Raw genomic sequence first — 26,214 nt, forward strand, 5'->3', positions numbered from 1 at the left:
AACTATGCTTCTTTAGCGTTGGAATACCCGTAAAAAATCACTGGAATTAAACAGATCATAGGCATGATAAAAGAAAATTTTATTTCTGGCACTCCTAAAATAGTTGTGTTTGCCAACTCTGGCCCTCCTATATCTATAATCAATCCTTGCATAGGAGGAAAAATAGCCCCACCCACAATAGCCATCACCAAAAATGCAGATCCCACTTTGGCTTCTCCATCCATATCTTTTAAAGCAATTCCGTAAATAGTTGGAAAGTTGATAGACATAAACAAAGACACAAATACCAAACTTACCAATCCAGCCATTCCTGGTATTACAATAGCTCCAAAACAACATAACACAGACATGATAGCATATATAAACAACAGTTTAGGTGCTTTAAACTTACTCATTAGCCCAGTAGCAATAAAACGTCCCGCTAAAAAGATAGACATGGCAAACATATTCCAATAGGTTGCTTGCAACTGATCATCTGCTGGTCTAGACTGGTTTAAATATTCTACATATTGAAAAATAGCTGTCCAACACATAATTTGTGCTCCTACATAAGTTGCTTGTGTTATAACTCCTGGTAAGAATGCTTTTTTAGCAAATATTTTTTGAAACGATTCTTTCAATGTAATTTCCTCTTCTTCTTGTACTTTAGGAATCTTAGTTAACCAAACAATAACCAATACTACAAGCACTACTGCTCCAATTCCTAAATAAGGACTACTTATTATTCCTAAGTCTTGAGTTTTTATAGCACTCTTAGCTGCTGTGTCTAAAGCACTATAATCCTCTTCACTTATTTGGTTTGACTGTATTTGACTCAATACCACAAACTGAGCAATCAACATTCCAGACAAAGAGCCTATAGGATTAAATGCCTGTGCTAAGTTCAATCTTCTTGTCGCTGTAGATTTATCTCCTAAAGACAAAATAAGAGGATTGGCAGTCGTTTCTAACAAAGACAACCCACAGGTAATTACATATAACGAAATCAAAAAGAAATTGTAATCTTCAAATGACGAGGCTGGGTAGAACAAAAATGCTCCCACAGCATACAAACCTAAACCTAATAAAATCCCCGATTTATAGCTAAATTTTCTAATAAATAGAGCGGCAGGTAATGCCATACATCCATATCCAAAATAAAAGGCAAATTGTACCAAGTAGGCCTGAAACCAACTTAGTTCTGGCATTACTTTCTTAAAAGCAGTCACCATAGGATTGGTAACATCGTTTGCAAATCCCCAAAGAGCAAATAAGGAGGTAATTACAATAAATGGAATTAGTAATTCCTTACTCACTACAGGAGTATTTTTTTGATTTGACATAAAAGTTGTTTTAGTTGTTGGTTATATATGTATTGTTGTTATGTTAGTATTGATGGCAAAGTACCCGTACTATCTGCAAATTTTTCAGTTTCTAAACCTACCGAATTTAACATACTCACAAATAAATTAGACATGGGTACATGTTTTTGATCAAACTCTGTGTAGGTTCCATGTTTGGCTCCCATATTTTTTCCTCCGGCTAAAACCAAAGGACAGTTATTTGCATTGTGTGTAGAACTACAAGCACTACCATACAATACCATTGTATTGTCTAACAAAGGACCATATTCATCAGTAGTTGTTTTTAAACGCTCAATAAAATAAGCAAATTGTTTGGCCAACCATTGATCGTATTTTCCCCATTCTTCCCAATGACCAGCAGTTTTATCATGAGACATGCTGTGGTGTCCTGGCAATCCTAAAGTAAATTTTGGAAAACTATCTCCAAAGCCCATTCCATCTTCACGAGCCATCATATAGGTCATCACTCTAGTCGCATCTGTTTGCAAACCAATAACCATTAAATCTAAGGTTGCTTTTATATACGCTTCTGGATCTTGTGGACTTACATCTAGGTTTAAATGATCCGAATCAAACTTTTTTAAAGGAATGTCTAACCATTTTTCATTTCTAACCACTTGCTCTTCTACTCTATTTAAAGAGGTTAAATATTCATCCATCTTAGCTTTGTCGTGCGCACCCAATTTTCTGTTTAGACTCTTGCTGTCCTCTAAAATTAAATCCACCAACTTTTTTCCTTGCTGCAAAGATTTTCTTCTTTGAGCTGTAGTTCCTCCTCCGTTGGGAGAAAAATAACGTTCAAAAATTTCTCTTTGTCTGTGTTCTGATGGAATTGCTTTTCCTGAAGAATCAAAAGACAAGGTAGAAGCTCTAGATTTATATCCTACTCCACCATCTGTAGACAATACCAAAGAAGGAAAACGCGTATTCTTAGCCAAATGTCTTGCTGCCACCTGATCTACAGAAACACTGTTTTTATAAGCCCCCCTTAAATCTCCTCCCGTTAACCAAGTATCGCCTGCAATATGCCCTAAAACACTTCTACTAAAAGGATGACTCAATCCTCCTAAAATAGAAATATCTTTTCTATGAGGCTCTAATGAAGAAAGTGTGTTGGTAAACTTATAATTTGCTCCTTTCCCTGTAGGAAACCAATTCCATTTGTTAAAATATTCACTCTCTTTAGGAGGCATTGCCACTCCGTTAGGAACGTACAAATAACATAATCTTTTAGGAATATCTACTTTACTAGGAGCATCTAAAACAGATAAAGAACTCATTCCCATACATTCTAAGTATGGTAACATACATGCAACTCCCAAGCCTTTTACAAAGCTTCTTCTATCCATGTGCCAAGATTTTTTACTCATAACCTTAATTTTTTATGTTCTACATTTTTTTAGAAAAAGACGGACTTAAAACAATTTCTTTGATGATGGTTTGAAACTTATAATCGTCTTCTCTTACTTTTTTAACAATATTATCAATCTCCTTATCATCGGCAAAAGTGACATTCCTCCCCAAAGCATAGGCAAACAAATGCTTGACTACCGACCTTGTAAAATCTTCACTTTTTTGTGCAATGATGTATTTTTTAATTCCTCGAATTCCTTCAACCTCTGTACCGTCTGGCAATATAGATTTGGAATCAATCAGTTTGCCTTTGGCTTTACTCTGAAAACGACCTACTGCATCAAAATTCTCGAACACCACTCCATAAGGATCTATTTTTTGGTGACAACTTATACAAGATGGTTTGTTTCTATGCAATTCCAATTGCTCTTTTAACGTTAACTTGTCAAAACCTGGAGTATCCGGATCAATTTCTGGAACATTGGGTGGTGGTGGTGGTGCAGGATCGCCTAATATTTTTTCTTTTAACCAAACCGCTCTTTTTATAGGGTGAGCTTGTTCTCCATCGGAATGACCGTTTAAAAACGCTCCTTGAGACAACAATCCTCCTCGGTTTAAATCTTGAGCAACTGCCACAGGTCTAAACTCATTTCCTTTTACACCTTTTACTCCATAAAACTCTGCTAAATTCTGATTCAACATTGCAAAGTCTGAATCTATAAAGTTTAAGATACTTTTGTTTTCTTTTAAAATATAGTTTAAAAACTGGTATGTTTCATTACTCATATCCTCTTTTACAAAGCGTGTATAATCTGCATATTGCTGCACACTTGTATTCATTCCCTTATGTCTATCTATACGTAACCACTCAGAAGCAAATGAGCGAATCATTCTCATTACTTTTTTATCATTGACCATAGATGCTATAAGCTTTGGCAACTCTTTTCTAAATTTTCCACTAGCTACCGCAGCAACCAAAGCTTGGTCTGGAGGTGAATTCCATAAAAAATAGGAAAGCTTAGAAGCCAAATAATAATCAGATTTTTTTTGATCTATATTAGGATTGTTTTGATCTAATATGTACAAGAAATTAGGCGAACAAAGTACAGCTACCAAAGTTTCTTTTACTCCAGTTTCATAACGAGCATGATCCTTTTTTATAGATTGCCAAAAACTCATATAACGGTTTACTTCTTTCTCGTCTACAGATCGTCTAAAAGCTCTTTCCATAAATTTTGTAAGTACCTCTTTGGTATAACTCTCTTTGTTATCCTTGTTAGGAGAGTCAAAGAAAATAGCGGTGTGACTTTTAGGTGGCCAAACAGGATGATAGGGCATTTCTAACTCTATATTCTTTACCAACAATACAGGTCCTGTTTCTTGAGTATCTTTCACCAAATAGTCATTCCAAAAACCAATATGCATCATGTTAGAAAACTCTCCAGTATCATTAGGATTGTACACTGGTACTGGTAAATCTTCAAAATAGCCTTTAAACTCTAATTTTTGAGAACCTCCAAAAGGTGTTGTTACTTTTTTAGAAACATCATAGTTTAAATAATCTTGACCATCATCTGTTCTAGCTCCCGCAAATGTTCTAATAGATGGAAAATCATTTTTATACTTTTCCATATTCAGCTTAACCTTTCCTCTAATTCCTCTCAAAATAGGATCGCCTTCTTTAATAGGAGTTAGAATTACATTGTACATTCCCACAAAAAAAGATCTTTGTACAAGTCCTAAGTGTTTTCCTTTTTTTAGATATATCAAACCTATTGGAGTTACTGTAGTCTCTTTGTTTTCTTGCATTACACCTTCTTTAAACAAATAAGAAATTTTTTGTCCTCCTGTTCCTAGCAAACCTAAGCTAATAGACCTTTTTTCATCTTTATTTACATACGGATGTACCACATCTATCTGATAGTATCCTTCTTTTTTTACGTTGTATTTAAATTTTGCATTTACCCACTTAGTTATGTCTTTAGCCTGAATAAGGGTTTTGTCTTGATTAAGAATTAAATTTCTCCCCTTTTTAAGGTCTATATCTTTTGCTTGAATCACAATAGATTCTTCGGTTTTGGCTCTTGGTTTTTGATTTTTTAAAGGAAAAATCATTTCACTATGTTCATCAATATATCCTTTTGATGCTTCCATTCTAAAAACAAAACTTCCTTCTCCTCTAAAATAATTTTTTACGACCATTTTTACATTGGGTGATGGTCCTTGCCAAGATTTTGGAGGTAGTTCTTTGTGAGGTTTGGCAGAATGCATTAGCAGTCCTTCTTTTACTACACTATGCCTATCTGGATCCGATCCCCTAAAATCAAAACCTATTTTATTTTTAATGGTATCGTAGTTATTGGTGTTCTTATACCCTTCATCACCCACAGCAACCTCTACTAAAAAGTCTTTTTTATTCATTGCTACAGACTGAAATCCACCAAATTCTGCTCCAGGTTTTCCTGCTCCAATTCCTTTTCCAAAAGTGACTTTGTATTTGGTAGATTTTGGTTTATCACCTAATACAATTGCTTTGTTTAACGCTTCTCTTGCTATTTTTTGATAATAATCTATGTGTAAAGGAGATATTTGTAATACTTCTCCGTTGTTGCTAAATCCCATTTTAGATTTTCCATCATCTGGCAATACGTATCCAAAATTAATAGGCAATCCTAACAATTCATTTAACGTATAAGTGTATTGTTTTTTAGTTAACCTACGCATGACTCCATTATTTGCCACTTGTTTGGCATCCGATGCTTTGGCTAAAGAAGAGGTCATCCAATCTACAATAAGTTTACGTTCAAACTGATTGGGTTGTTTTTTCTTTTTAGGAGGCATTTCCCCTTTGTTAATTTCATCTAAGGCAGAGTTCCATTTTTCTGCATCGTGACCTTTGATCATGTCCCAATTTAAATTGTCCAAACGCATGTTTCCTTTTTGCCTTTTTTGATTGTGACATTGGTAACAGTATTTCTGAAAAATGGGCTGAATATTTTTTCTGTAATGTGCTTCTTCTTTAGACAACCTTTTTGTAGATGTGTTCTTTGCTAAAACTTTAACCTTTTTCTCTTTTTTAATTTTCTCCTTATTTTCTACAACAGTAGGTTGTTCTGTTTTTTCTTGTTTAAAGGAGTTCTGAATCCATTTGATAATTAGATTTCTTTGTACTTCTGTTAAAGGTTCTTTTTCTTCTGGAGGCATGTTCTGTTCGGTAACTTCGTACAAAATATCATCCCAAACTTTAGCTCCGTGCGGAGTGGTTATGTCCCAGTTTAAATTGTCTAATCGTAAATCTCCTTTTTGTTTATTGGCATTGTGGCACTCATAACATCTTTGATCTAGAATGGGTTGTATTTTTTCTACAAACTCTTTTATATTGGCCGGTACAGAGTCCTTTTTTTCTTCTACTACTTTTGTATATAAACTTTCTTTTTGGGTTTCTTTAATTCCTAAAACTGCTTTTAAATTGTTAGGCATATCTTTGGTTAAATAGCCATCACCATGTGTTAAAGAACCTCCAAAATGTCCTGCTACAGACAAAACAACCACATTGATTGCTAACAAAAATTTATAAACGTTTATAAACTTAGGCTTGTACGTATATAGCCAATAATGCAAAACTAACAACCAGACACACAAAACTGCTGTTACAAACCCCAACCACTTGTGGTAATTTAAAATAGTCTTGTTATAACCTCCTGTAGATGCTAACAAAAAACCTGCAACCACAGTTGGAATTACTGTAATTACCGAAAACCAAAGCAAAGGTTGTGCTAGGTTTTCTAAACTTAATTTTGGATTGATAACTTGAAAAACCTCTACCACAAATAAGGCCAACAAAGCACCTATGGGCAAGTGTAAAAACAACGGATGAAAATTACCGATAAAGGCTCCCCATTCTAGATTAGAATTTTCTGGAATAAAAATTAATGCCGATATACATATAGTAAAAATGATGGCAGCTATAAGTCTTAATTTCATTTTTTGTTGATTTCTATGATTTTAGTAAACTGTTGATTTTTTAAACCAATTCAAATTTAACCATCATATCATCAAAAAAAGAGGGGTATATTCCTTAAAAAAGGGGGAATACAGATTAATTACTTATAAAAACATAGATTACACTACTGTTCTCTAAGTTTATTCTTTTTAAACTGTAAAGGAGTTAGGCCGTTTTTCTTTTTAAACAAACCTCTAAAATACTTGCTATCATTATAGCCTAGGAGATACGTAATTTCATTAAAAGAGTAATCTGAATTTAACAAAAACTCTTCTGCTTTTTTAATTTTTACAGTCGTGATTAATTCATTTACCGACTGCCCTGTGTAGTCTAAAACTTTTTTATACAACACACTTTTAGACATATTCATTCTTTGAGTAAGTAATTCTATATCTAATTTTTTATCTATAAACTCCTCTTCTATCACCTCCATTATTTTATTGATAAATATTTTTTGAGGAGTCTCTTTGTTCTCTGCTTTTGGAGTTAGACTTATTTCTCTGTCAAATTTTTCTTTGGCCTGTTCTAACAGTTTTAAATGATTTTTAATTTTTAACAACAAACTATCAACATTTAATGGTTTAGAAATATAATCATTGGCTCCAATAGCCAAAGATTCTAATTCCATTCCACTAAAAGCCGTAATTACAATTACAGGAATGTGAGACGTTCTAAGATCTCCTTTTAAAACATCACACAATTCAGCACCATTCATATCAGGCATTTTTAAATCCGTAAGAATTAAATCAGGCTTTTTGTCTATGGCCATTTCTTGCCCAATTTTTCCGTTATTAGCTGTGTAAATCTTATAAAAAGGTTGCAGTTCGTACACAATATATTCTCTTAAATCATTGTCATCTTCTACCAGCAAAATAGAATGTTCTTTATCTTCTTTTACAACATTCTTCTCTTTGTTTTTTTCTTTCTGTTTTGCATTTTCTTCTTCTACAGGCAGTGCAATACAGATTTTGGTACCTTTGTTGTATTCGCTTTCTACATTTACACTACCATCATGAGCCTCTATGTATTCTTTTACAATAGACAAACCTATTCCCTGTCCAACATTTTTAGTATCTGTCTGATAGAATCGTTTAAAAATTCTATTTAGCTTGTCTTTTCTAATTCCAAAACCTGTATCTTCTACACAAATATCTACAATCTTAGTAGTGTCATCAAACACAACTCCTAAGGTAATGTTTCCGTTTTTAGGAGTATTTTTAAAGGCATTGGATAATAAATTATACAGTACTCTTTCTATTTTTTCCTTGTCAAAAAAGACAATTAATTCCTGTAACTCCGTTTTTAAAATTAAGTTGATTTGTTTCTGAGAAGTTTCAAAATTAAAACTATCAATAATGTTATTTAAAAAGGAAATGAGCTCTATTCTTTGAATATTTAAGGTTAAATCTCCACTTTGTATGGTACTAAAATTTAATACTTGATTGATCAAATTAATCAATCTATTGGTGTTTTTAGAAGCTGTTTCTAACAAATATTTCTTTTCTTCTTCGGATATTTCCTGACCCAACATTTTCTCGATAGGCCTACTAATCATTGTTAACGGAGTTTTTAAATCGTGAGAAACATCTGTAAAAAATTTTATTTTCTCTTGATCCGTTTCTCTCAACTTCTTTTCTATCCCTAACTGAATATCAAACTCTTTTTTCAATCGGAATCGTATCAATAAGAAACGAATGATTAAAACAACCAACAACACCAAAACAGAAACAAACCACCACGATTTCCAAAAAGGTGGAGTCATGTATATGTCGATTTTCTTAATCTCTGAATTCCAAACACCGTCCTCATTACTGCATTGCAACTGAAGAGAATGATTACCGTGAGAAATATTATCTATTGCAAAAGTTGAATGTCTTGCTGGACTCTCTGTCCATTTTTTATTATCTAACCTATAGCGGTATTTTACTCCATTTGGCGAATTGTAATTAGGAACAGAAACCGTAAGGATTATATAGTTTTCATAATGCTTTAAGTCTTTTAAATCTTTGATGCTTTTTCCGTTTACTCCGTTAATCTCTACATCTTCTACATACATAGAATAGGTGTACAAACTTTTATGAAGGTTCTTTGGATTGAACTTTATAAACCCTTTACTCACTCCAAAATACATCCTCTTATCTTGAGCGTACGTAGAATAACAATTCACAATTTTGTTGGCTGCATCACCAAATCCTTTGTAATAAGAGGTGATTTTTTGATTTTTAACATCCAATCTATTCAATCCTAAATTGGTACCAATCCACAAAAACCTATTGTTTTCTGCTAAAACGGTAGACACATAATTATGTGATAGTCCATCCTTGGTCGTATAATTCTTCTTAACAAAATACTCTTTTTTGTTTTTGTCATACCCTAACTTACTTAGTCCTCTAGAAGTTGCGGCCCATACATTGTTTTTACCCAAGTAGATGGATTGAACTGTATTACTCCCCAGTTTTTTAGAACGGTTGATGTTTTTTACATCTATCACTTGATGATTTTCATCTAAATTAAATTGAAAAATTCCTTTATTAATAGCACTTGCTAATATGGCATTGTGTTCCTCATCATATACCAGATAGTTTACATTACTCCATTTTAAAACAGGTAAAAATTCAGAGGTATTTTCTTGAATGTTAACTCTTGCAACTCCTTTATGATTTCCAATCCAAAACAAATTTTCTTTGGTTCTAATCCCCGTATTTAAATACCTAAGTCCAATTTGATCTTTAGAAACTATTTTAACAACATTAAAGTCTTTCTTTTGTTCATTGTATTTAAACTCATAACCTTCTCTTCTGGTAAACACATAAAATAGAGAGTCGTTATATTTCTGAACTGATTTTATATCTATTTTGGGCAAGTATTCTTTAACCTCTTTCGTTTCAAAATTCTTTCTAGTCAACCCACTCGTTCCTGCCAACCACTTGGCTCCTGTAAAATCCTGAAAAATAAACTTCTTTGATTTTTCGCTATAGACTTGCTTAAAGTTTAAGTTGTACGCATCATGATCTCCGTAATTTAACTTAATTAAATCATTGTTAGAAACCACCAACCATGCATTGTTCTGCTTGTCTATAAAAGTTTCTCTACCATTCTGAATGGTTTTATGTAATGGAATTCTGTCTAAAACTACCTTGTCTAAGTCTAAGTCAATTTCGTAAATATTGGTAAAAGAAGTAACCAATATTTTATTCCTCAACTCATCATATTCCATCCACTTAATTCCATTCACCAATGTTTTAATGGTAGTCCATTGATCTTTTTTTGTGTTGTAAACATAAATTTTTTTGGAATTGTCGCCTATCCAAACATTATTAGCAGCATCTACAGTAATGCTTGTTGCATTGGCAGGCACTTTTATTGTTCGTAAGAGTTTTTCTTTCTTAGCATCAAACATAATCATGTGGCTAGACATTACAAACCACACAAAATTCTTTCTATAATAACCTAATCTAGTATTTCTTACGTTACTTATTTTAATAGGTTTTATATCCTCTAAGTCTATGTTTTTTAAAGAAAAATAATGTGGTGTATTATGGCCAATAAAGAGCTTATCTTCGCACAAAGTCATGCTATTTACTTCAGAAAAAATCTTGTCTTTTTTAAAGTGAATTTCTTGTAATTCTTTTGTTTCAATGGTATAACAATACAGTCTATTATCTTTGGTGTCTAACCAAATTCTACCAAAATTATCAAACTCAAACTTTTTAATTCTTCTTAAAGGAAAATCAGGGTTTTGGTCTATAAAAGCATGATGCTCGTACTTATATCCATCAAAACGATACAAACCATCTTCGGATACAAACCAAATAAAACCTTGTTTATCTTGTCTTACTCTTGAAATATCTGTGGTAGGTAAATCGGTGGTTTCAAACAAAGAAATAGCCTCTATTTTTTGAGCACTAACCTCTACAACAGATAGCATCTCAAACAAACAGATGATTACCAAAGCAATCAAGTTACTTTTCTTCAATTTAGATTTTAGATTATTTTCAATAAATTTTATCACCTTGACAAATATAACATACTGTTGCTTAGTTTTGTTATACATTTCTCATCAAAAGATAAAATAAATTTAGATTTTGTAACAAATTATGACATACCCCCTAAATTTCGCACTACAATCACCCCATAAAAAAAGAGCTAGGAAAAAATCCTAGCTCCAAAAAATATAAACATCAATAAACTGTTACTTTTTAATTCCTTTGTTTCTTTTAATTTTCACCTTACTAGAATTTTTCTTTTGTTCAATTGTTAATGGCCATGTAAAGTTTTTAAACTTGTTTTTTTCTATTACCACATCTTCACAATAATCTAAAGAAATAGACGGTAGTTTACTTCCTATTGGATATTTATCATCACTTAACGTAATGCTGTTTCCTTTTAAATACAAACCTTTTACCGATTTTGCATGTACAAACAATCCGTTAAAACTTTTAAATGTATTATTAACAATACTAATATTTTGATGGTATTTTTTAGCTCCCAAACGTTGAGTGGGTAAAAACATTGGAGAAATATATAAAGGATATCCTTCTCCAGATCCATAACCAATGTTTTCAAAGGTATTGTTTTTAATAGTAATGTCTTTAACTGCACCAGACTCGTACCAAGCTTTATTATCTCCTTCAATTAAAATACCATGCATTTGCGAAGAAAAATAGTTGTTTTCTACCACTACTTTTCCTTTTGTTGTAATTAACGCTGCTCTAGCTCTGTTATTTCTGATTGTATTATTTGCTAAATACAAATCTGGATTCCACGTTAAATTCTCCACAGACAAAGGTCCAGAAGGTATGTTTTCAGGAACATTTGCAACAGTTAATAAAAATCTTTTTTCGTTTAAAATTTTTGTTTTGGTTACCACCGTTTCGTAAAAAGGTAAAACAGTTTCTCTAGACAACAAGGCTACTTTATCTCCTGGTTCAGAAAAAATAATCCCCGCTTGTTGTACATGACTAATCTCGCACAAGAAAGTGTTATTTCCCATGTATTTTTCAATTTTAACATAGGCACCATGTACATTAATTCCGTCATCCATCATATGCTCTAACAAAGAGTTTTCCATTTTAATAACTCCTTTACATCCTAAAAAGTGAGTTGCATCTGCTCTAGTTGCAAAATGTCTATCATCACGAGAAGTTACTGTAAATTTATGAACGGTTATATTTTCACATCTTTCCGCAATTAGAGCCATTCCTCCTGCTGCATATACAGTTACATTATCTATAAAACTATCTTTAGAATTAGCTAAATGTATAGCCTGTGCAAATCTATTCCCTCCTGGACTTGGTCCATAGGTTGCAAAAATAGTTCCTACAGGTGGTGTTACTTTTGTATAATTTGTAAACTTAGCTGTTTTGCTATTAAGTTTTTTAATTTGTGATTTATGAGTTGATTTTAAGAAATAATCTTTAGTACTCCAAATAGGTGATTTTGTTTTAGGATCAAAAGCTATATTTTGACCAATAACATCTTGCCAATCGTAATGATTGAAAAGAATTTCGTTGTCTTTTACCTCAAAACCAAACTTTCCGTTATTTACTTCTACAACAAACGAGTTTTCTTTGCTATTGTTTTCAATTACTTTTAGTTCGTTTACAAAAGAGTGCTCCCAATCTATTTTAAAATTCTTTAAAGTAGTATTCTTGCCTCCTTCTATAACTACAGGACATATTTTTCCATGAAAATTAAAAGTGGATCCATTACCGTCTATTGTAAAATCTTGAAATTCAAAAATTGGAAAAGCAATACGTTTTAAACTATTATCATGGTTAGTTACTGCTCTGTATTGTTCAAAAGCATTCTCTGGATAAAATTCGTATTTTCCTTTTGGAAAAAACAAAGTCACTCCTTTTTGTCCTTTTAAAGATGCTATTAATTCATTTACCTCCAACGCTACATCTTTCCCTGGTTTAATTCCATATTCTGAAACGTTTATAACTTGAGCATTTACATACGTTACAAACAACAAAAATAGGGAACAAACAATCTTTAATTTTTTCATCAACTATTCTATTATAATTATTTTCCACAAACCTACTTGAGAATCTTAAATCTTACGTCTCTGTAAGTACAACTAAGTTTCTTCTTCGTACATTTCTAGACTACAAAAAGCTAAATTTCTACTCTTATGAGTTTTTTTGGATCAATTTATTTACTTGTTCCTTTATTTTCTTGTTATCATCCTTAGCTAAATCCATATACTTATTTAAATCTTTGGCTAGCTTTACAATTACTTTTTCATATTTTTTATCATCTATAAAGTTGACCAACTCATCCGGGTCTGCTTCAATATCAAACAACCAAGGTTTTCCACTATACATTACACTTAATTTGTATCTGCTAGTAATAGCAGCATAGTATCCTAAACGAGAAAAAGTAACATCATCCCAATTAGCAGGTAGCTTGTTTTGAAATAACGGAGTAATATCTCTACCAGCAACTTTAGGGCAATCAATATCTAACAAACTTAAAAATGTTGGCATCCAGTCTGTATTGTTTGCTGCTAAATTAACTACTTTTTTTCTTGGAATTAAAGGGTTTTTATTGTTCTGTCCTTGTGCTAACACAAATGGAATTTTAGCAGATGCTTCGTGAATAGTTCCTTTGTTTACACGTCCGTGTTCTCCTAATAAATCTCCATGATCTGATGAGAACATTACAATTGTATTTTCAAAAATTCCTTCATCTTTTAATTTCTGAATGATGCGACCTACATTTTCATCTACAATTTTTACCATTCCCAAATATTGTTGAATACTCTTTTTTAACTTTTCTTCATCATTGGTTTTGTTATCTGGACTTTGCCATTTAGGTAATTTTGCTTTGTTTTCAAAAGCATATTTGTACGTTTTAGGTAATTCTACTTTTATATTATTGTATAAAGTATCATATGGAGTTCTTGCTATATCTGGTGTGTGTGGATCTGGAATACTTACCACATAAAAGAAAGGTTTATTTTTATTATCCGCTATAAACTCAACAGCTCTGTCTCCCAACCAATCTGTTGTAAATTTTACGTTTTTAGATTTTTTATCTTGATAGATAGGTTGACCATATTTGTCTTTACCTAATAATTTAGGATTTTTGGCTGCATAATAAGGATTTCCATTAGCATCCATTCCTTTAAACTTATCATGTCCTCCGTTAAACATAAATCTTTTGTCTTGGAATCCATAATTATCAGAAGGAACTCCTGTTGGATATGGAGACCACCATTCATCATGGTCTTTATTACCATCTGCAGACCTACTTTCTGCCAAATGCCATTTTCCAGAATACCCTGTCATATACCCTGCTCCTGTTAACACATCTGCAATAGTGGTTACATCAGGTTTTAAATATTTACCATCTCCTTTTTTATTAGAATTGTTAGGTATTCCTAAAGTCATAGGATACATTCCTGTAAACATAGAGGCTCTAGAAGCTGTACAAACCGCAGCACTACAGTACATTCTATTAAAAATAGTTCCATTTTCTGCCAAAGCATCAATATTGGGAGTTTTTATAACAGCATCTTTTCCCCACTGCAATGCTTGCTCAGGAGTTAATTGATCTCTGTAACAACTTAGAGTTCTAAAATTATGTTCGTCTGTAATAATCCAAATTACATTTGTTTTTTTTGTTTGCTGAGCATAACTCTTAACTCCTGTAAATCCAATCATCATACATAATTGAACTACATATAAAAGATTCCTTTTTATCATAATTGTTTTTCCTTTCATTAAAAAAGAGCTTCCCTGTACTAACCAAATACAAATGGGAAGCTCTTAACCTTTTAATAATAACTTATTATAAAAGTAAAAAGATGAAAAAGTTTTAATGTCGCAGAAAATTTTTATTAAGTCTTTCTGAGTACATATATCATGTTCTAATTAATTGATTAATATCTCATCAATAAGAACACCTTTATTCTCTATAGTTTCTAAAACAATTGTATTGGCTCCTCTTTCTAATTGAATAGGCAGTTTTACTTTGTTCCAAAAGTTACCTGTGTTGCGAGTGTTTCTTAAAAACAATTTGTTTTGAACTACTTTGCCATTAACAATTACTTTAATGTATGTTCCTGGAGCATTGTTGTATTTACCGCTGTAACGTATAAACAAATCAGCCTCTCCGGCTCCTCCATCATTTTCTTGATACCATTCTAAACTTGCTCCAACTACATTATCTAGTTTTACATAACCTTTACCTCTTACCAAAGTCTTTTTTTCTATAACTTTTCCTTTGATAATTTTGGCATCTTCGGCTTGTTCTCCTGCAATTACACGTTCTCCAGTATTTTTGTTCCAAGTAAATCCTAATTTCTTAGAAAACCTTTCTTCTAAAACCTGAACATTTTTTCCGTTTAAAACAATTAATGCTTTTACCGTGGTTTCTAAAGGAACTTCAAAACTGTTGGTATATAAGTTTGATTTTCTTGTAGGAGTTGTTCCATCCGTAGTATAATAAATTTGAATATCTGTTTTTGGTTTTTTACCTCTTAACACCAATACGTCCGTGTCTATACTTACTTTATTAGAGGTAATTTGTTTTTTTTCTCCCAAAATACAACTTGCTAACAAAGCTATATCTCCATTTGCATTGGTAGATTCTATAAAAGCTCTTGTTAATCCGTAAAAGGCTATTCTATTGTCTGGCCCCACATGTTGTTCTACATCTACAGGACTTCCGTTTCCTAAAGCTTTAATTTTTCCTGCTCCAATTACATTAAAATAGGTTCTATTTTCTCCGTAAGGATAAAATTCTCCTTTAGCATCTGTAGTAGTTACACGTACTTGTACAATGTCATTATTTTTATTTTCCAAAGATTCTCCATCTACCGATAATTTTATTTGACTAGGAACATCAGCAGTTCTAATAACTTTTTCTGTTATTTGTTTTCCATTTTTATATCCTACCGCTTTTAAAGTTCCTGGCTGCCACTTTACCATCCATTGGCATTGCATTTTTAACCATTCTTTATCTGGTTTTTGTTTTCCTAAAGATTTATCATTAAAAAACAATTCAACCTCATCGCAATTTGAGTATACCCATACTGGAATTTCAGTATCTAGAGCAACTTTAGGATGTGTCCAATGCGGTAAAATATGTACCATTGGTTTAGTTGTCCACTGACTTTGATACAAATAATACAAATCTTTTTCAAAATTTGATAAATCTATTGCTCCTCCCATAAAAGCTTTAAAAGGCCAACCTCCGTGTACATATCCAGCTTCTCCAATATAATCGTGACCTGTCCAACGGAAAGAACCGGCATATGCTGGAATATCTCTTATTTGAGCAATATTTAAACGAGATGATACTCGTACCATGGCATTATCATAACTAGAATTAAATATTTGCTTGTGATTGGTTCTGTTTAATTCATCTATCCAATCATGTGTAAACACTTCTTTTTCTGTTAAATCTGGTAATGCGTAAGGTTTTTGTTTTTTACTAGGATATCCATCTCTAAACCAAGTTTTGGTTCTGTAATACCCTCTTACTTGCCAAGTATGTGTGTTTTCTGTACCAATAAAAACTTTACCGTTTTGCTCTTCTTCTATATGATCAAAAAATCCTTTTTTCTCACTATGCCCATTCACTCCCAAAACATCCATATATTCTGAACCTGAATGTCCTGAAGTTACCGGACGAGTATTATCTAATTCATGACAAGTTTTTACTAGTTCTGCACCAATTTCTCCTTTGGTTTCGTTTCCAACACTATAAATAATAACCGATGGGTGATTTCTATCTCTTTTGACCCAATCTGTTAAATCTTGCTTCCACCATTTATCAAAAAATCTACCTCCATAATCTTCTGGAGCTTTTTCCATCCATCCATCAAAAATTTCATCCATTACCAACATTCCTAATTCATCACAGATATCGTAAAAAATTGGCGTTTGAGGATTGTGTGAAGTTCTAATAGCATTAACCCCCATATCTTTTAATTGCTGAATTCTATAACGAATAATTTTATCGGGAACTGCGGCTCCTAAAGGCCCTGCATCTTGATGATTACAAACTCCTTGTAATTTTACATTTTTTCCGTTGATCCAAATTCCAGACTCTGCTACCCATTTTACGTCTCTAACTCCAAACTTTGTTTTTACAATATCTACCACTTTTCCCTTTACCAATACTTCTGATACTAACGTATACAAATAAGGTGCTCCTGGATTCCATAGCTTAGGATTTTCAATTTTTAATTGATGATCGATAGTATTTTGAACTCCATTTACTGCTTTTAATTTTTCTGAAGTAGTTACAACTTTAACTCCTTGTGCGTTTACAATAGAAGTTCTTAAAGTAGCTCTTACTTTTTTAGAATCTCCTGTATTATTTATATCCGTAGTTACTAAAACTTTGTTTCCTTCGGTTCTTACAAAAACACCATCTCTAGCTATATTTACTTTGTTTTTTACATCAATCCAAGTATGAGAATAGATTCCACTCCCTGTATACCATCTTGCTGATGGTTGCTTGTCATTATCTACTCTTACCGCAAAAGTAATTTTATCAGATTTTTGAGCAATTTCACTAATATCATACGCAAAAGAAATCCATCCATAAGGTCTATTTCCCAGTTTAATTCCATTTGCCCAAACTGTACTATTCATAAAAACTCCTTCAAAAGCAATTTCTACTTGTTTTTCTTTCCATTCTTTAGGAACCGTAATGGTTTTTCTATACCAACCAAAACCTGCAGGTAAATATCCACATTTATCTCCCATAGGATTGCTTTCATCATATTCCCCCTCAATACTCCAATCGTGAGGTAAATTCAGTGTTTTCCAATCTGTATCCTTATAATTAATTTGCTCAGCACCTGTTACGTCTTGCTGTACAAATTTCCAATCTTTATCAAAATTGATATGCTGTTGGCTGTATACAGAAATAGCAAACAACAAAATAATTAACTTATAAAACTTCATCTGTTAGGTTGATTGTTAAAATTTAAAGATGCTACTTTCACTTCTAGCATCCATCATTATTTGTTGAATTTTAGCCACAACTTCTGGATGCTCTTTTGCTACATTTGTTGTTTCAAATTCATCCTTTTCTAAATTGTACAATTCTATTTTGGCCTTTGGATTGTTAATTGCTTTGTAAATCACCCCTTTCCATTTTCCTAAACGAACCGCTTTACGACCACCTTTAATATTAAATTCCCAATACAAATATTCATGTTCTTTTTGATTGTTTTGATTTAACAAAGTAGGTAAAAAAGAAATTCCATCACTCTGCTTTGGTGTTTCTACTCCAACAATATCTGCAAGCGTTGGCATTACATCCCAAAAAGCAGAAACATGATTGGTTACCACTCCTTCTTTAATTTTTCCAGGCCAAGAAGCTACAAAAGGTGCACGAATTCCACCTTCATACAAATCTCTTTTAATACCTCTTAAACCTGCTGTACTGTTAAAGTATGCTGGGTTGGCTCCACCGGCATCATGCGCACCATTGTCACTTGTAAACATAATAATGGTATTATCTTCTAATCCTAACTCTTTTACTTTTGCTACAATTTGCCCTACGTATACATCCATTCTATCTACCATAGATGCAAAAACAGCAAAAGGTATTTCTTGTGTACAATATTTATACTCTACAATGTTAGGTCCGTAATCCGATGAATAAGGATGATCCTTGTATGGAACCTCATCAAACTTGCCTATGTATTTTTGTAAAATAGAATCTTTGGGTGATATCAATTCGGCATGTGGCAATACAAAAGGGACATAAGCAAAGAATGGTTTTTCTTTGTTATCCTCTATAAATTCTAATGTTTTTTCCTGAATTTTATCTTGCGCATAAATCACTGTATTTGTCCAATCGTTTCCTTTTAAAGAATCAACTCCCTGATTATGATTTAAATAAGGTGGGTAATACCTGTGTGCTAATTTTTGATCGTTATAACCATAAAATTCATCAAACCCTTGTTTATTAGGATCTCCCTCTCCAAAACCTAAGCCCCATTTCCCAAACATTCCAGTAGTATATCCTACTTGTTTTAACATTTCGGCAATAGTAATAGAACTTGCTGGTAAAGGAATTTGACCTCCATGCGCAACATCTTCTTTGTTTCCTCTAATGGGTGTGTGGCCAGTGTGTTGACCTGTTATTAAAGAAGATCTTGACGGAGCACAAACAGCAGATCCGCTATAGTGTTGTGTAAATTTAATTCCATTTGTTGCCAAAGCATCAATATTGGGCGTTTTAAACCTTTTTTGACCATAAGTACTTAAATCTCCTATTCCTAAATCATCCGCTAAAATATAGATGATATTGGGCTTTTTATGAATTGTTGTTTCTGTTCTTGTTTTGGCTTTGCAAGCTCCTAGCAATAATACAATTGCAAAATATTTAAGTTTACTCATTATTAAATAAAATTATTTTATAAGGACGAAGTTCTAAAAATAGCATACCATAAATGTCACCTAGCGTTTATACTTTGTTCTTGTTAGTAACTAAAAGCACTATTTTTACACATGCAAGCACTTAGTAAATATAAACAAAGAAAAAACCCTGAGAACATCTCAGGGTTTTACAATCACTTATTTTGATAATCTCTATTAATTATGAATCACTAAAAAAAAAGATTAATATGTTATATCTATAAACTTTAAAGAACCGGCTAACACCTTTGTATTGACCTTTCCTTTAACAATACTTATCTTTTCTTTTGATAAAATATCGACTGCATTCTTTGGGAATTTTCCATTAAATGTAATTTCTACAGCTCTATCTTTAGGCTCTATATACCCTGGATCTACCAAAATTACACGAACGTGAGTATTATCAATTCTAACAGCACTCCAAGAAGCTCCTTTAACCACAATTGGTAACTTAGACTTTCCTTTTGTCACAATTTCTTTAAACTCATCCATATATGTTTTTGCAGCCACTAATTCTCCGTTAGAAACTCCTTTAGAACCATTACTAACGCTATAAGGAATTTTACTCTTCTTCAATTCTTTTGCATATTCTATTGGAGCAATTGGTACCATTCCATTTGGCATTACAGGCATGTAATTTAACCATCTATAATCTACCCCTAAAGCAATTTTAGAATAATCATGTTCTGGAATACTGGTTCCAGCCCAATGCATTTGCGTTACAGAAAACACATCTTTATCATCCGTTCTCTTGTACTGTTTCATTGAGTGATGATTATCTATTGTATGAATTAAATCTGCATCTACCTCTTTAATCAAATGCCAAGAACCAATAGACAAAATATCTTCTTTTTCTACCACGGGTAATACTCCAGACTTCATCAATCCAAATAAAATATTTAGTCCTGGCTCTTCCGTAAAACTATTATCTGCAACCACTCCATGTTTTGCTCCATAAGCAGCCATCATTACTCCTTGTCTTAAGTAAGGTGAAATAGATTTTTGCCCACCTGGACTTAAGGGTCTCCAACTTGTTGGGTTGTCATCAATCAAACGCATGGCAAAATCATCAACATAACCCGCTACAAACATACCTACTCTTCCCGCTAAATTTACATCTTGAGTTCTGTTACTTGTATCTTCTGATGCTGGAGCAAGAATGTCGTTGTATTTGTTAGAAAAAAACAACTCTTGCCATAGAGGCAACTTGTTGGTTAATCCCCAAAAAGTATTCTTATATCTAAAATAAAGCTTTGCTCTGTTTTTATTCTTTCGGATGGCTTTTGCCAATCTAGGAACATACGCTCTAACAAAGTGTTGTACTCTAGGATCGTTTACATTATCCATTTCTGCATATACAAACCCTCTACAAGTTGTAGGTGCTGCTTCTAAAATTTGCTCTAAAGTTTCTATCTGAATGTAAAAAGGATCGTTACCGTGACCCGCCCAAAAGGTGAAATATTGTCCCTTTTTTTCATATTCTTTGGCCATATTTACAATAGCCTCTCTAGAGTCTTTGTATTTTCCTCTTTTGTCTTTCTTTAAAGCTGTTTTTCCTATTTTAGCAACTAAAGGAGCTCTATCTGTACTTTCTTTTGGAGCTCTTTGAATAACAAATTCAACTTCATTTCCTTTTAACTTTTGAACCTTAGCATTTATTTTTTTTCCTGTAACCATTACCCATGGTTCTTGCGATTTTTCTTGATAACTAGGCATTTTAAAATTTAAAATTTGCTGATATAGCAAGTCTAAATTTTCTTTTACTTGTGCCATAGTCCCTGTTAAATGATGGCTGGTAGATAACCAAGAAGATTTTTTAAGATTAAATACATAAACTCCATTTCCACCATCTACCTCTCCTGCTGTAATTAGTTGTTTTGATTGCGGAGCTAACACAAAATCACTATATACAATTTCTTGTTCATTTGCGTATCTAGTTCCTACTTTTTCTATCAACTTTCCTGTAAGATCTAATCTGTGAGTAAATCCTCCAAATTGAAATGCTATTTCATCTTTTACTGGTAGCAAACAAGTTCCTTTTACATTTGCATATCTCTGTAATTCTTTTCTTGTTCCTTTGTAATTTACAATCTGTTTTAAGTTTGAATCTAAAACAATAAAAACCGGAATCCAACTTAGATCTCCAAAAAACAATACATCAGAAAAACCATCTTTGTTGATATCTGCAACTTCAATATCTGTAAGCATTGCTTTGTTTAATTCTCTGTATTTAGATTTTTTATAATTTAACTCTCTTACTTCTGTTTTTGTGCTTGCATCTAAAATCCCTAAATATTCCCATCTAAATTTATCATGTGCATAGGTCATTAAAAACAGATCTTGCTTATTTTTAGCTACAAAATTACCTGCTTCTATTTTTCTTACCACTCCTTTAATTTTAGTGGTACTTATTAATTTCCCTTGTGAATTTAGCTCGTATAGCTGATAATCGTTACCTCCAGCAAAAATTTGAACAGAACCATTATTTACCACTGCTATTTCTGAAAAACGAACTTTATGATCTGGTGTAAATTTCCATAACAATTTTCCTTTACTAGACCAGCAATAAATAGTTCCATTAGCAGATGCTGCTAATAAATCATCATTAGCGTCTCCATTTACATCCGCTGCTTCTATCTCAAAAATTACTGCCGGAATCTCTACTTTGGCATTCCACAGTTTTTTACCCTCTAATGTGTAACAACCAACCCCCTCACTTAAACTAGAAACATATAAAACCTCTTTATTATTTATTGTTCCTACTACTGCATTTCTAACGCTTGTTTCTTGGGTAGAAAAACTTGTTGTTTTTACCTGTGCATAAGCTACTTTAGTACACATTATTATTGCAATAATGCAACTCAAAAATCTTAAAGACTTTATTATTTGATTGTTTTTCATCTATTAAATTAGTTTATATTAATGTTGCTTTAAGACAGCTAATATTCCTTTTTGTTTAACTTGATTTGTGTTTAGGCATCCATAAAATGTCTTATTCAGTATTTTTTTACACTTTGCTATAAAAAACCAAAAGCACAGAAACCATAATGACCTCTGTGCTTTTTTTTGTGAATTGTACTTATTAATTTACTGTACTTACTCCTGTTTTTCTCAACTCAATATACTTTGCTTTCATTTCTGCAACTCTCTTTGCATATTTTGCATCGTTAATTAAATTTTTAGATTCATCTTCCGATAAATTATCCTTTAAGTTAAATAAAGCTACATTGGTTAAGTTTCCTACCTTGTTTGCTTTTTTCTTAACATCCGATTTTACAATTAATTTCCAATCTCCATCTCTTAAAGCAAAACTAGGTCCTCCTGCAGATTGATGCATTAAATAAGTATGTGCTTTTCCTTTGGCAATTCCTTTAAAATATGGCAATAGGTTTGCTGAATCTAACACTTTTGTTTTGTCTAATTCTTGATGAGACAAAGCTGCCAAAGTAGCCACTACATCTTGCCCCACAATAGGTTCGTTAGAAATTGTATTGGGTTTAATTTCCCCAGGCCATACGGCAATAAAAGGAACTCTGTGTCCTCCTTCGTTAATAGATCCTTTACTTCCTAACAATCCATTACTAGTATCGTGACCCGCTTTTTTCATTCCTTGATCAAAAGACAATCCTCCATTATCTGACGTAAAAATGAATAAGGTGTTTTCATAAGCTCCTGTTTTTTTTAAAGCTTCTACAATTAACCCTACTTGTAAATCCAATTCAAAAATCATATCTCCATGATCTCCTGGTGTGGTTCCTGCCACTTTAGTACCATCAAATCTAGCTGGTGGTTCGTGTGGAATGTGTACAGCTTGACTACAGTAATACATAAAAAACGGTTTACTTTTCTTTTGAGTATGAATATAATCGACTGCTTTGTGCGCTAAAATATTTCCTGCCGCTTTTGGATCCCAATTAGAATCTCCTAATCCGCCACGAGTTTTGTGTTTTTTTGCTGTTGCATACCCTGTTTGATTGGCATCTAACTCCTTTAAAACTGAGTTTGATTTTAACGGCAACCATTTTCTGTTTTCATAAAAAGCATAAGGTTCGTTCTGAATTCCTTCTGGTAATTCACAAGAATATTCAAAACCATAACTTAACGCTCCTCCGTTTAAATAAGCATGATCTATTTTTTTTCCTTGTTCTCTAACCCAAGAGCCTCCAAGTCCCCATTTTCCAAAAAAGGCAGTTGTATATCCTCCTTTTTGAGCTATACGAGCACTCGTTGTATATCCATTTTTATCTATCAAAGCATCTGCTTCTGGAGTCCACACTCCAAAAGGTCTAGAATTTCTATAAGAATAATTTCCCGTTAACATAGAAAAACGAGTAGGTGCACATAAAGATGCTGGTGAATGTGCATCGGTAAAACGCATTCCTTGGCTGATTAACTTATCAATATTAGGAGTTTCTACAGTTAATTTTTTAACACCTCTTTCTTTTTGATAAAAACTTAAATCTCCCAAACCAATATCATCAGCCATTAGCACCACAACATTGGGCATTTTATTTTGTGCAACCAAACCAGCTTGCAAACCCATACACACAAACGCGTAACTAATATATTTTTTTACTGTTTTCATTACTCTGTAATTAAATTAATTTTTGTGGTTTTTAATCCTTTAGAAGTAGCAGTTACTGTAATTTTTCCTGTTTCTCCTTTTTTAGATTTTACCACAACCAATGCCATTCCGTTAAACACTTTTCTTGTGGTAGCTTGAAAAGATTCGTGACTTGTAGCATCTCCATTTCCTACAGCAACAATTTCCCCTGGTCCGCTAATGGTATAACTTACAATATTGTGAGTTCTAGGAACCGTTTGTCCTTTTCTGTCTTTAATTTCAACCGTTATAAAAGATAAATCTTGTCCATCTGCTTTTATTTTAGTTCTATCTGCTGCTAAAGATACTTTATTAGCTATACCTGTAGTTTTTACTTTTTCTGTTGCCCATTTTTTTCCGTTTTTATAGGCAACAACTTTTAATTCACCTTTTTGATACACAACATCTTTCCAAATCAATCTATATTCGTATTGACCTTTCTTTTTTCTTCCTAAAGATTTACCGTTTAAAAACAATTCTGCCTCATCACCAGAAGTATACACCAAAACAGGAGTTACTTTTCCTACTCTTTCTGGCCAATTCCAATGTGGTAAAATATGTGCCATTGGTAATTCTGGTTTCCATTTAGATTGATACAAATAATATCTGTCTTTAGGGAAACCACATAAATCTACAATTCCAAAATAAGAACTACGTGGTGGAATTTGATTTCCCATTTTAGCCAATTCGGCTTTCATTCTTGCTTTTTCTTTAGGATCAGAAAAGTTTAACAAGTTGGTTTTGTCTTTGTTATAAGGTGTAGGCTCTCCAATATAATCAAAACCTGTCCATACAAACTGACCAAACAAACCAGGAAATTTATCTTCTGCTTCAAAATCTTTTTCAGGAATATCTGCCCAGTTTGGTGCAGAATAGTCGTAACTACTTACCTGAAAGAAACCACCGTTTCCTTGTTTTTTATCATCAAAGTTTACCGGAAAAAAGTATTCTCCTCTAGAGCTAATTGTAGAAGCGGTTTCACTTCCATACAATGGAGTATTAGGATTTGCTTTTATAAAATCCTGGTACATATGTGGCTTGTAGTTAAATCCAAAAACATCAGCTGTTTTTTCAAACCCATTACTTGCTGCTTCGGGTCTACTGTTTCCAAAAGTAGTAGGTCTAGTAGTATCTACAGAACGAATAATATCAGCCAATTTAGCTGCCAAAGGAGCATCGTTTGCTTCTCTTAATTCAATCAACTCATTCCCGGTACTCCACATTACTACAGACGGATGATTACGATCTCTTTTTACCATAGTGATTAAATCTTTTTTGTGCCAAGCACCAAATAAAGAAGCATAATCATTATCTACTTTTTTCTTTCCCCAAACATCAAAAGCCTCTACTTGTACCAAAACTCCCATTTTGTCACACAATTCTAAAAACTCTGGAGCAGGTGGGTTGTGAGCTGTACGAATGGCATTAACTCCAAAAGATTTTAAAATCTCTATTTGACGTTCCATTGCTCTTACATTTACTGCCGTTCCCAAAGGACCTAAATCGTGATGTTGACAAACACCATTCATTCTTACTTTTTTTCCATTTAAGAAAAAACCATTGGCATTGTACTCTATAGAACGAATTCCAAAAGTAGTTTTGTACACATCTAAAACTTTACCCTTTTTAGTTAAAGTAGTCTTTAAGGTATATAAATTTGGATTTTCTAAATCCCATAATTTTGGATTTGAAATAGTAATACTACTTGGTTGATAGTAGGGTATTTTTTGCTCAGCAACTTTTACTGCATTATTACCTGCCGTATAAATTTCATGCATTACCTCAACATCTTTTTTTACCCCTACAACTTCTGTTGTAATTTCTATAGTAGCTTCTTTGGTAGAAACATTAGGTGTGGTTACAAAAGTTCCCCAATGTGCTATGTGGGTTGGATTTGTTTTTACCAAATGTACATTTCTGTAAATTCCCCCTCCAGGATACCAACGAGAAGATGCTTCTTTGTTGTTTAATCTTACAGCAATGGTATTATTTCCTTGTTTTAAGTAGCGTGAAATTTCAAATCTAAAAGAAGAGTATCCATAAGCCCACTCTCCTACATAACCTCCGTTTACAAAAACAGATGTGTTAGACATGGAACCGTCAAACTCTACAAATACTTTTTTAGACAAATCTGATTTGGTAGCTGTAAATACTTTACGGTACCATCCTATTCCTGCCCAAGGTAACTTTCCTGTTTGGTTAGGTAAATCTGCTCTAAAAGGACCTTCTATTCCCCAATCGTGAGGCAGATTTAAAGTTCTCCAATTGGAGTCATCATAAGTTACCTCATCAATATCTTTTGGTTCTGTTTTGGTACTGCCATCGGGCATAGCTCCAAAACGAGCAAATTTCCAATTTTCATTAAAAGAGCTAGTTTCCCTTTGCGCAAAAATAGAGATACTTAGCATACAAATTACACCTAATATATATTTACTTATTTTCATCAGTTCTATGTAGTGTTTAGTATTGATTTTGTGTACTTAAATTTCAATACAAAACCTATGGAAATCCATAGGTTTT

The 26,214-nt window shown here is 32.8% G+C and carries 11 protein-coding genes; all 11 read right to left on the reverse strand.

Annotation, left to right across the window (positions count from 1 at the left end; translation table 11 throughout):
- Positions 1 to 2: 2 nt before the first annotated feature.
- A complete protein-coding gene (gene fucP / locus GGR97_RS11610; RefSeq protein ID WP_167898692.1) occupies positions 3 to 1,322 on the reverse strand; it encodes an L-fucose:H+ symporter permease in 1,320 nt (439 codons plus the stop codon).
- Between the two features lie 38 nt (positions 1,323 to 1,360).
- Positions 1,361 to 2,713: a DUF1552 domain-containing protein gene (locus GGR97_RS11615; protein ID WP_167898693.1), complete on the reverse strand. Its 1,353-nt coding sequence runs from the start codon at positions 2,711 to 2,713 to the stop codon at positions 1,361 to 1,363.
- Positions 2,714 to 2,732: 19 nt separating this feature from the next.
- Positions 2,733 to 6,680, reverse strand: a complete 3,948-nt coding sequence (locus tag GGR97_RS11620; RefSeq protein ID WP_167898694.1) for a DUF1592 domain-containing protein — start codon at positions 6,678 to 6,680, stop codon at positions 2,733 to 2,735.
- Positions 6,681 to 6,823: 143 nt separating this feature from the next.
- Positions 6,824 to 10,675, reverse strand: a complete 3,852-nt coding sequence (locus GGR97_RS11625; RefSeq protein ID WP_167898695.1) for a hybrid sensor histidine kinase/response regulator transcription factor — start codon at positions 10,673 to 10,675, stop codon at positions 6,824 to 6,826.
- A gap of 216 nt (positions 10,676 to 10,891) precedes the next feature.
- Entirely contained in the window at positions 10,892 to 12,709 is a 1,818-nt protein-coding gene (locus tag GGR97_RS11630) for an alpha-1,3-galactosidase-related protein (RefSeq protein WP_167898696.1), read from the reverse strand.
- 124 nt (positions 12,710 to 12,833) lie between these two features.
- Positions 12,834 to 14,411 carry a sulfatase family protein gene (locus tag GGR97_RS11635; protein ID WP_167898697.1) on the reverse strand — a complete coding sequence of 526 codons (1,578 nt, stop codon included), beginning with the start codon at positions 14,409 to 14,411 and terminating at the stop codon, positions 12,834 to 12,836.
- Positions 14,412 to 14,579: 168 nt separating this feature from the next.
- Positions 14,580 to 17,627: a glycoside hydrolase family 2 TIM barrel-domain containing protein gene (locus GGR97_RS11640; RefSeq protein ID WP_167898698.1), complete on the reverse strand. Its 3,048-nt coding sequence runs from the start codon at positions 17,625 to 17,627 to the stop codon at positions 14,580 to 14,582.
- Between the two features lie 15 nt (positions 17,628 to 17,642).
- The gene (locus GGR97_RS11645) at positions 17,643 to 19,073 is read right to left on the reverse strand and encodes an arylsulfatase (protein ID WP_167898699.1); all 1,431 of its coding nucleotides are present in this window, start codon (positions 19,071 to 19,073) and stop codon (positions 17,643 to 17,645) included.
- 222 nt (positions 19,074 to 19,295) lie between these two features.
- Entirely contained in the window at positions 19,296 to 21,932 is a 2,637-nt protein-coding gene (locus GGR97_RS11650; protein WP_167898700.1) for a hypothetical protein, read from the reverse strand.
- 241 nt (positions 21,933 to 22,173) lie between these two features.
- Complete coding sequence (locus GGR97_RS11655) at positions 22,174 to 23,676, reverse strand: sulfatase family protein (RefSeq protein ID WP_167898701.1); 1,503 nt, start codon at positions 23,674 to 23,676, stop codon at positions 22,174 to 22,176.
- Entirely contained in the window at positions 23,676 to 26,138 is a 2,463-nt protein-coding gene (gene galB / locus GGR97_RS11660; protein ID WP_167898702.1) for a beta-galactosidase GalB, read from the reverse strand. The genes GGR97_RS11655 and galB overlap by 1 nt, the downstream gene beginning before the upstream one ends.
- Positions 26,139 to 26,214 lie beyond the last annotated feature (76 nt).

This window comes from Wenyingzhuangia aestuarii, from assembly GCF_011927765.1.
Lineage (GTDB): Bacteria > Bacteroidota > Bacteroidia > Flavobacteriales > Flavobacteriaceae > Wenyingzhuangia > Wenyingzhuangia aestuarii.

What these genes read in the sequence shown, in the direction of transcription:
- fucP (WP_167898692.1), bottom strand. Translation starts at nt 1,322, where the DNA reads ATGTCAAATCAAAAAAATACTCCTGTAGTGAGTAAGGAATTACTAATT.
- GGR97_RS11615 (WP_167898693.1), bottom strand. Translation starts at nt 2,713, where the DNA reads ATGAGTAAAAAATCTTGGCACATGGATAGAAGAAGCTTTGTAAAAGGC.
- GGR97_RS11620 (WP_167898694.1), bottom strand. Translation starts at nt 6,680, where the DNA reads ATGAAATTAAGACTTATAGCTGCCATCATTTTTACTATATGTATATCG.
- GGR97_RS11630 (WP_167898696.1), bottom strand. Translation starts at nt 12,709, where the DNA reads ATGAAAAAATTAAAGATTGTTTGTTCCCTATTTTTGTTGTTTGTAACG.
- GGR97_RS11635 (WP_167898697.1), bottom strand. Translation starts at nt 14,411, where the DNA reads ATGATAAAAAGGAATCTTTTATATGTAGTTCAATTATGTATGATGATT.
- GGR97_RS11640 (WP_167898698.1), bottom strand. Translation starts at nt 17,627, where the DNA reads ATGAAGTTTTATAAGTTAATTATTTTGTTGTTTGCTATTTCTGTATAC.
- GGR97_RS11645 (WP_167898699.1), bottom strand. Translation starts at nt 19,073, where the DNA reads ATGAGTAAACTTAAATATTTTGCAATTGTATTATTGCTAGGAGCTTGC.
- GGR97_RS11650 (WP_167898700.1), bottom strand. Translation starts at nt 21,932, where the DNA reads ATGTGTACTAAAGTAGCTTATGCACAGGTAAAAACAACAAGTTTTTCT.
- GGR97_RS11655 (WP_167898701.1), bottom strand. Translation starts at nt 23,676, where the DNA reads ATGAAAACAGTAAAAAAATATATTAGTTACGCGTTTGTGTGTATGGGT.
- galB (WP_167898702.1), bottom strand. Translation starts at nt 26,138, where the DNA reads ATGAAAATAAGTAAATATATATTAGGTGTAATTTGTATGCTAAGTATC.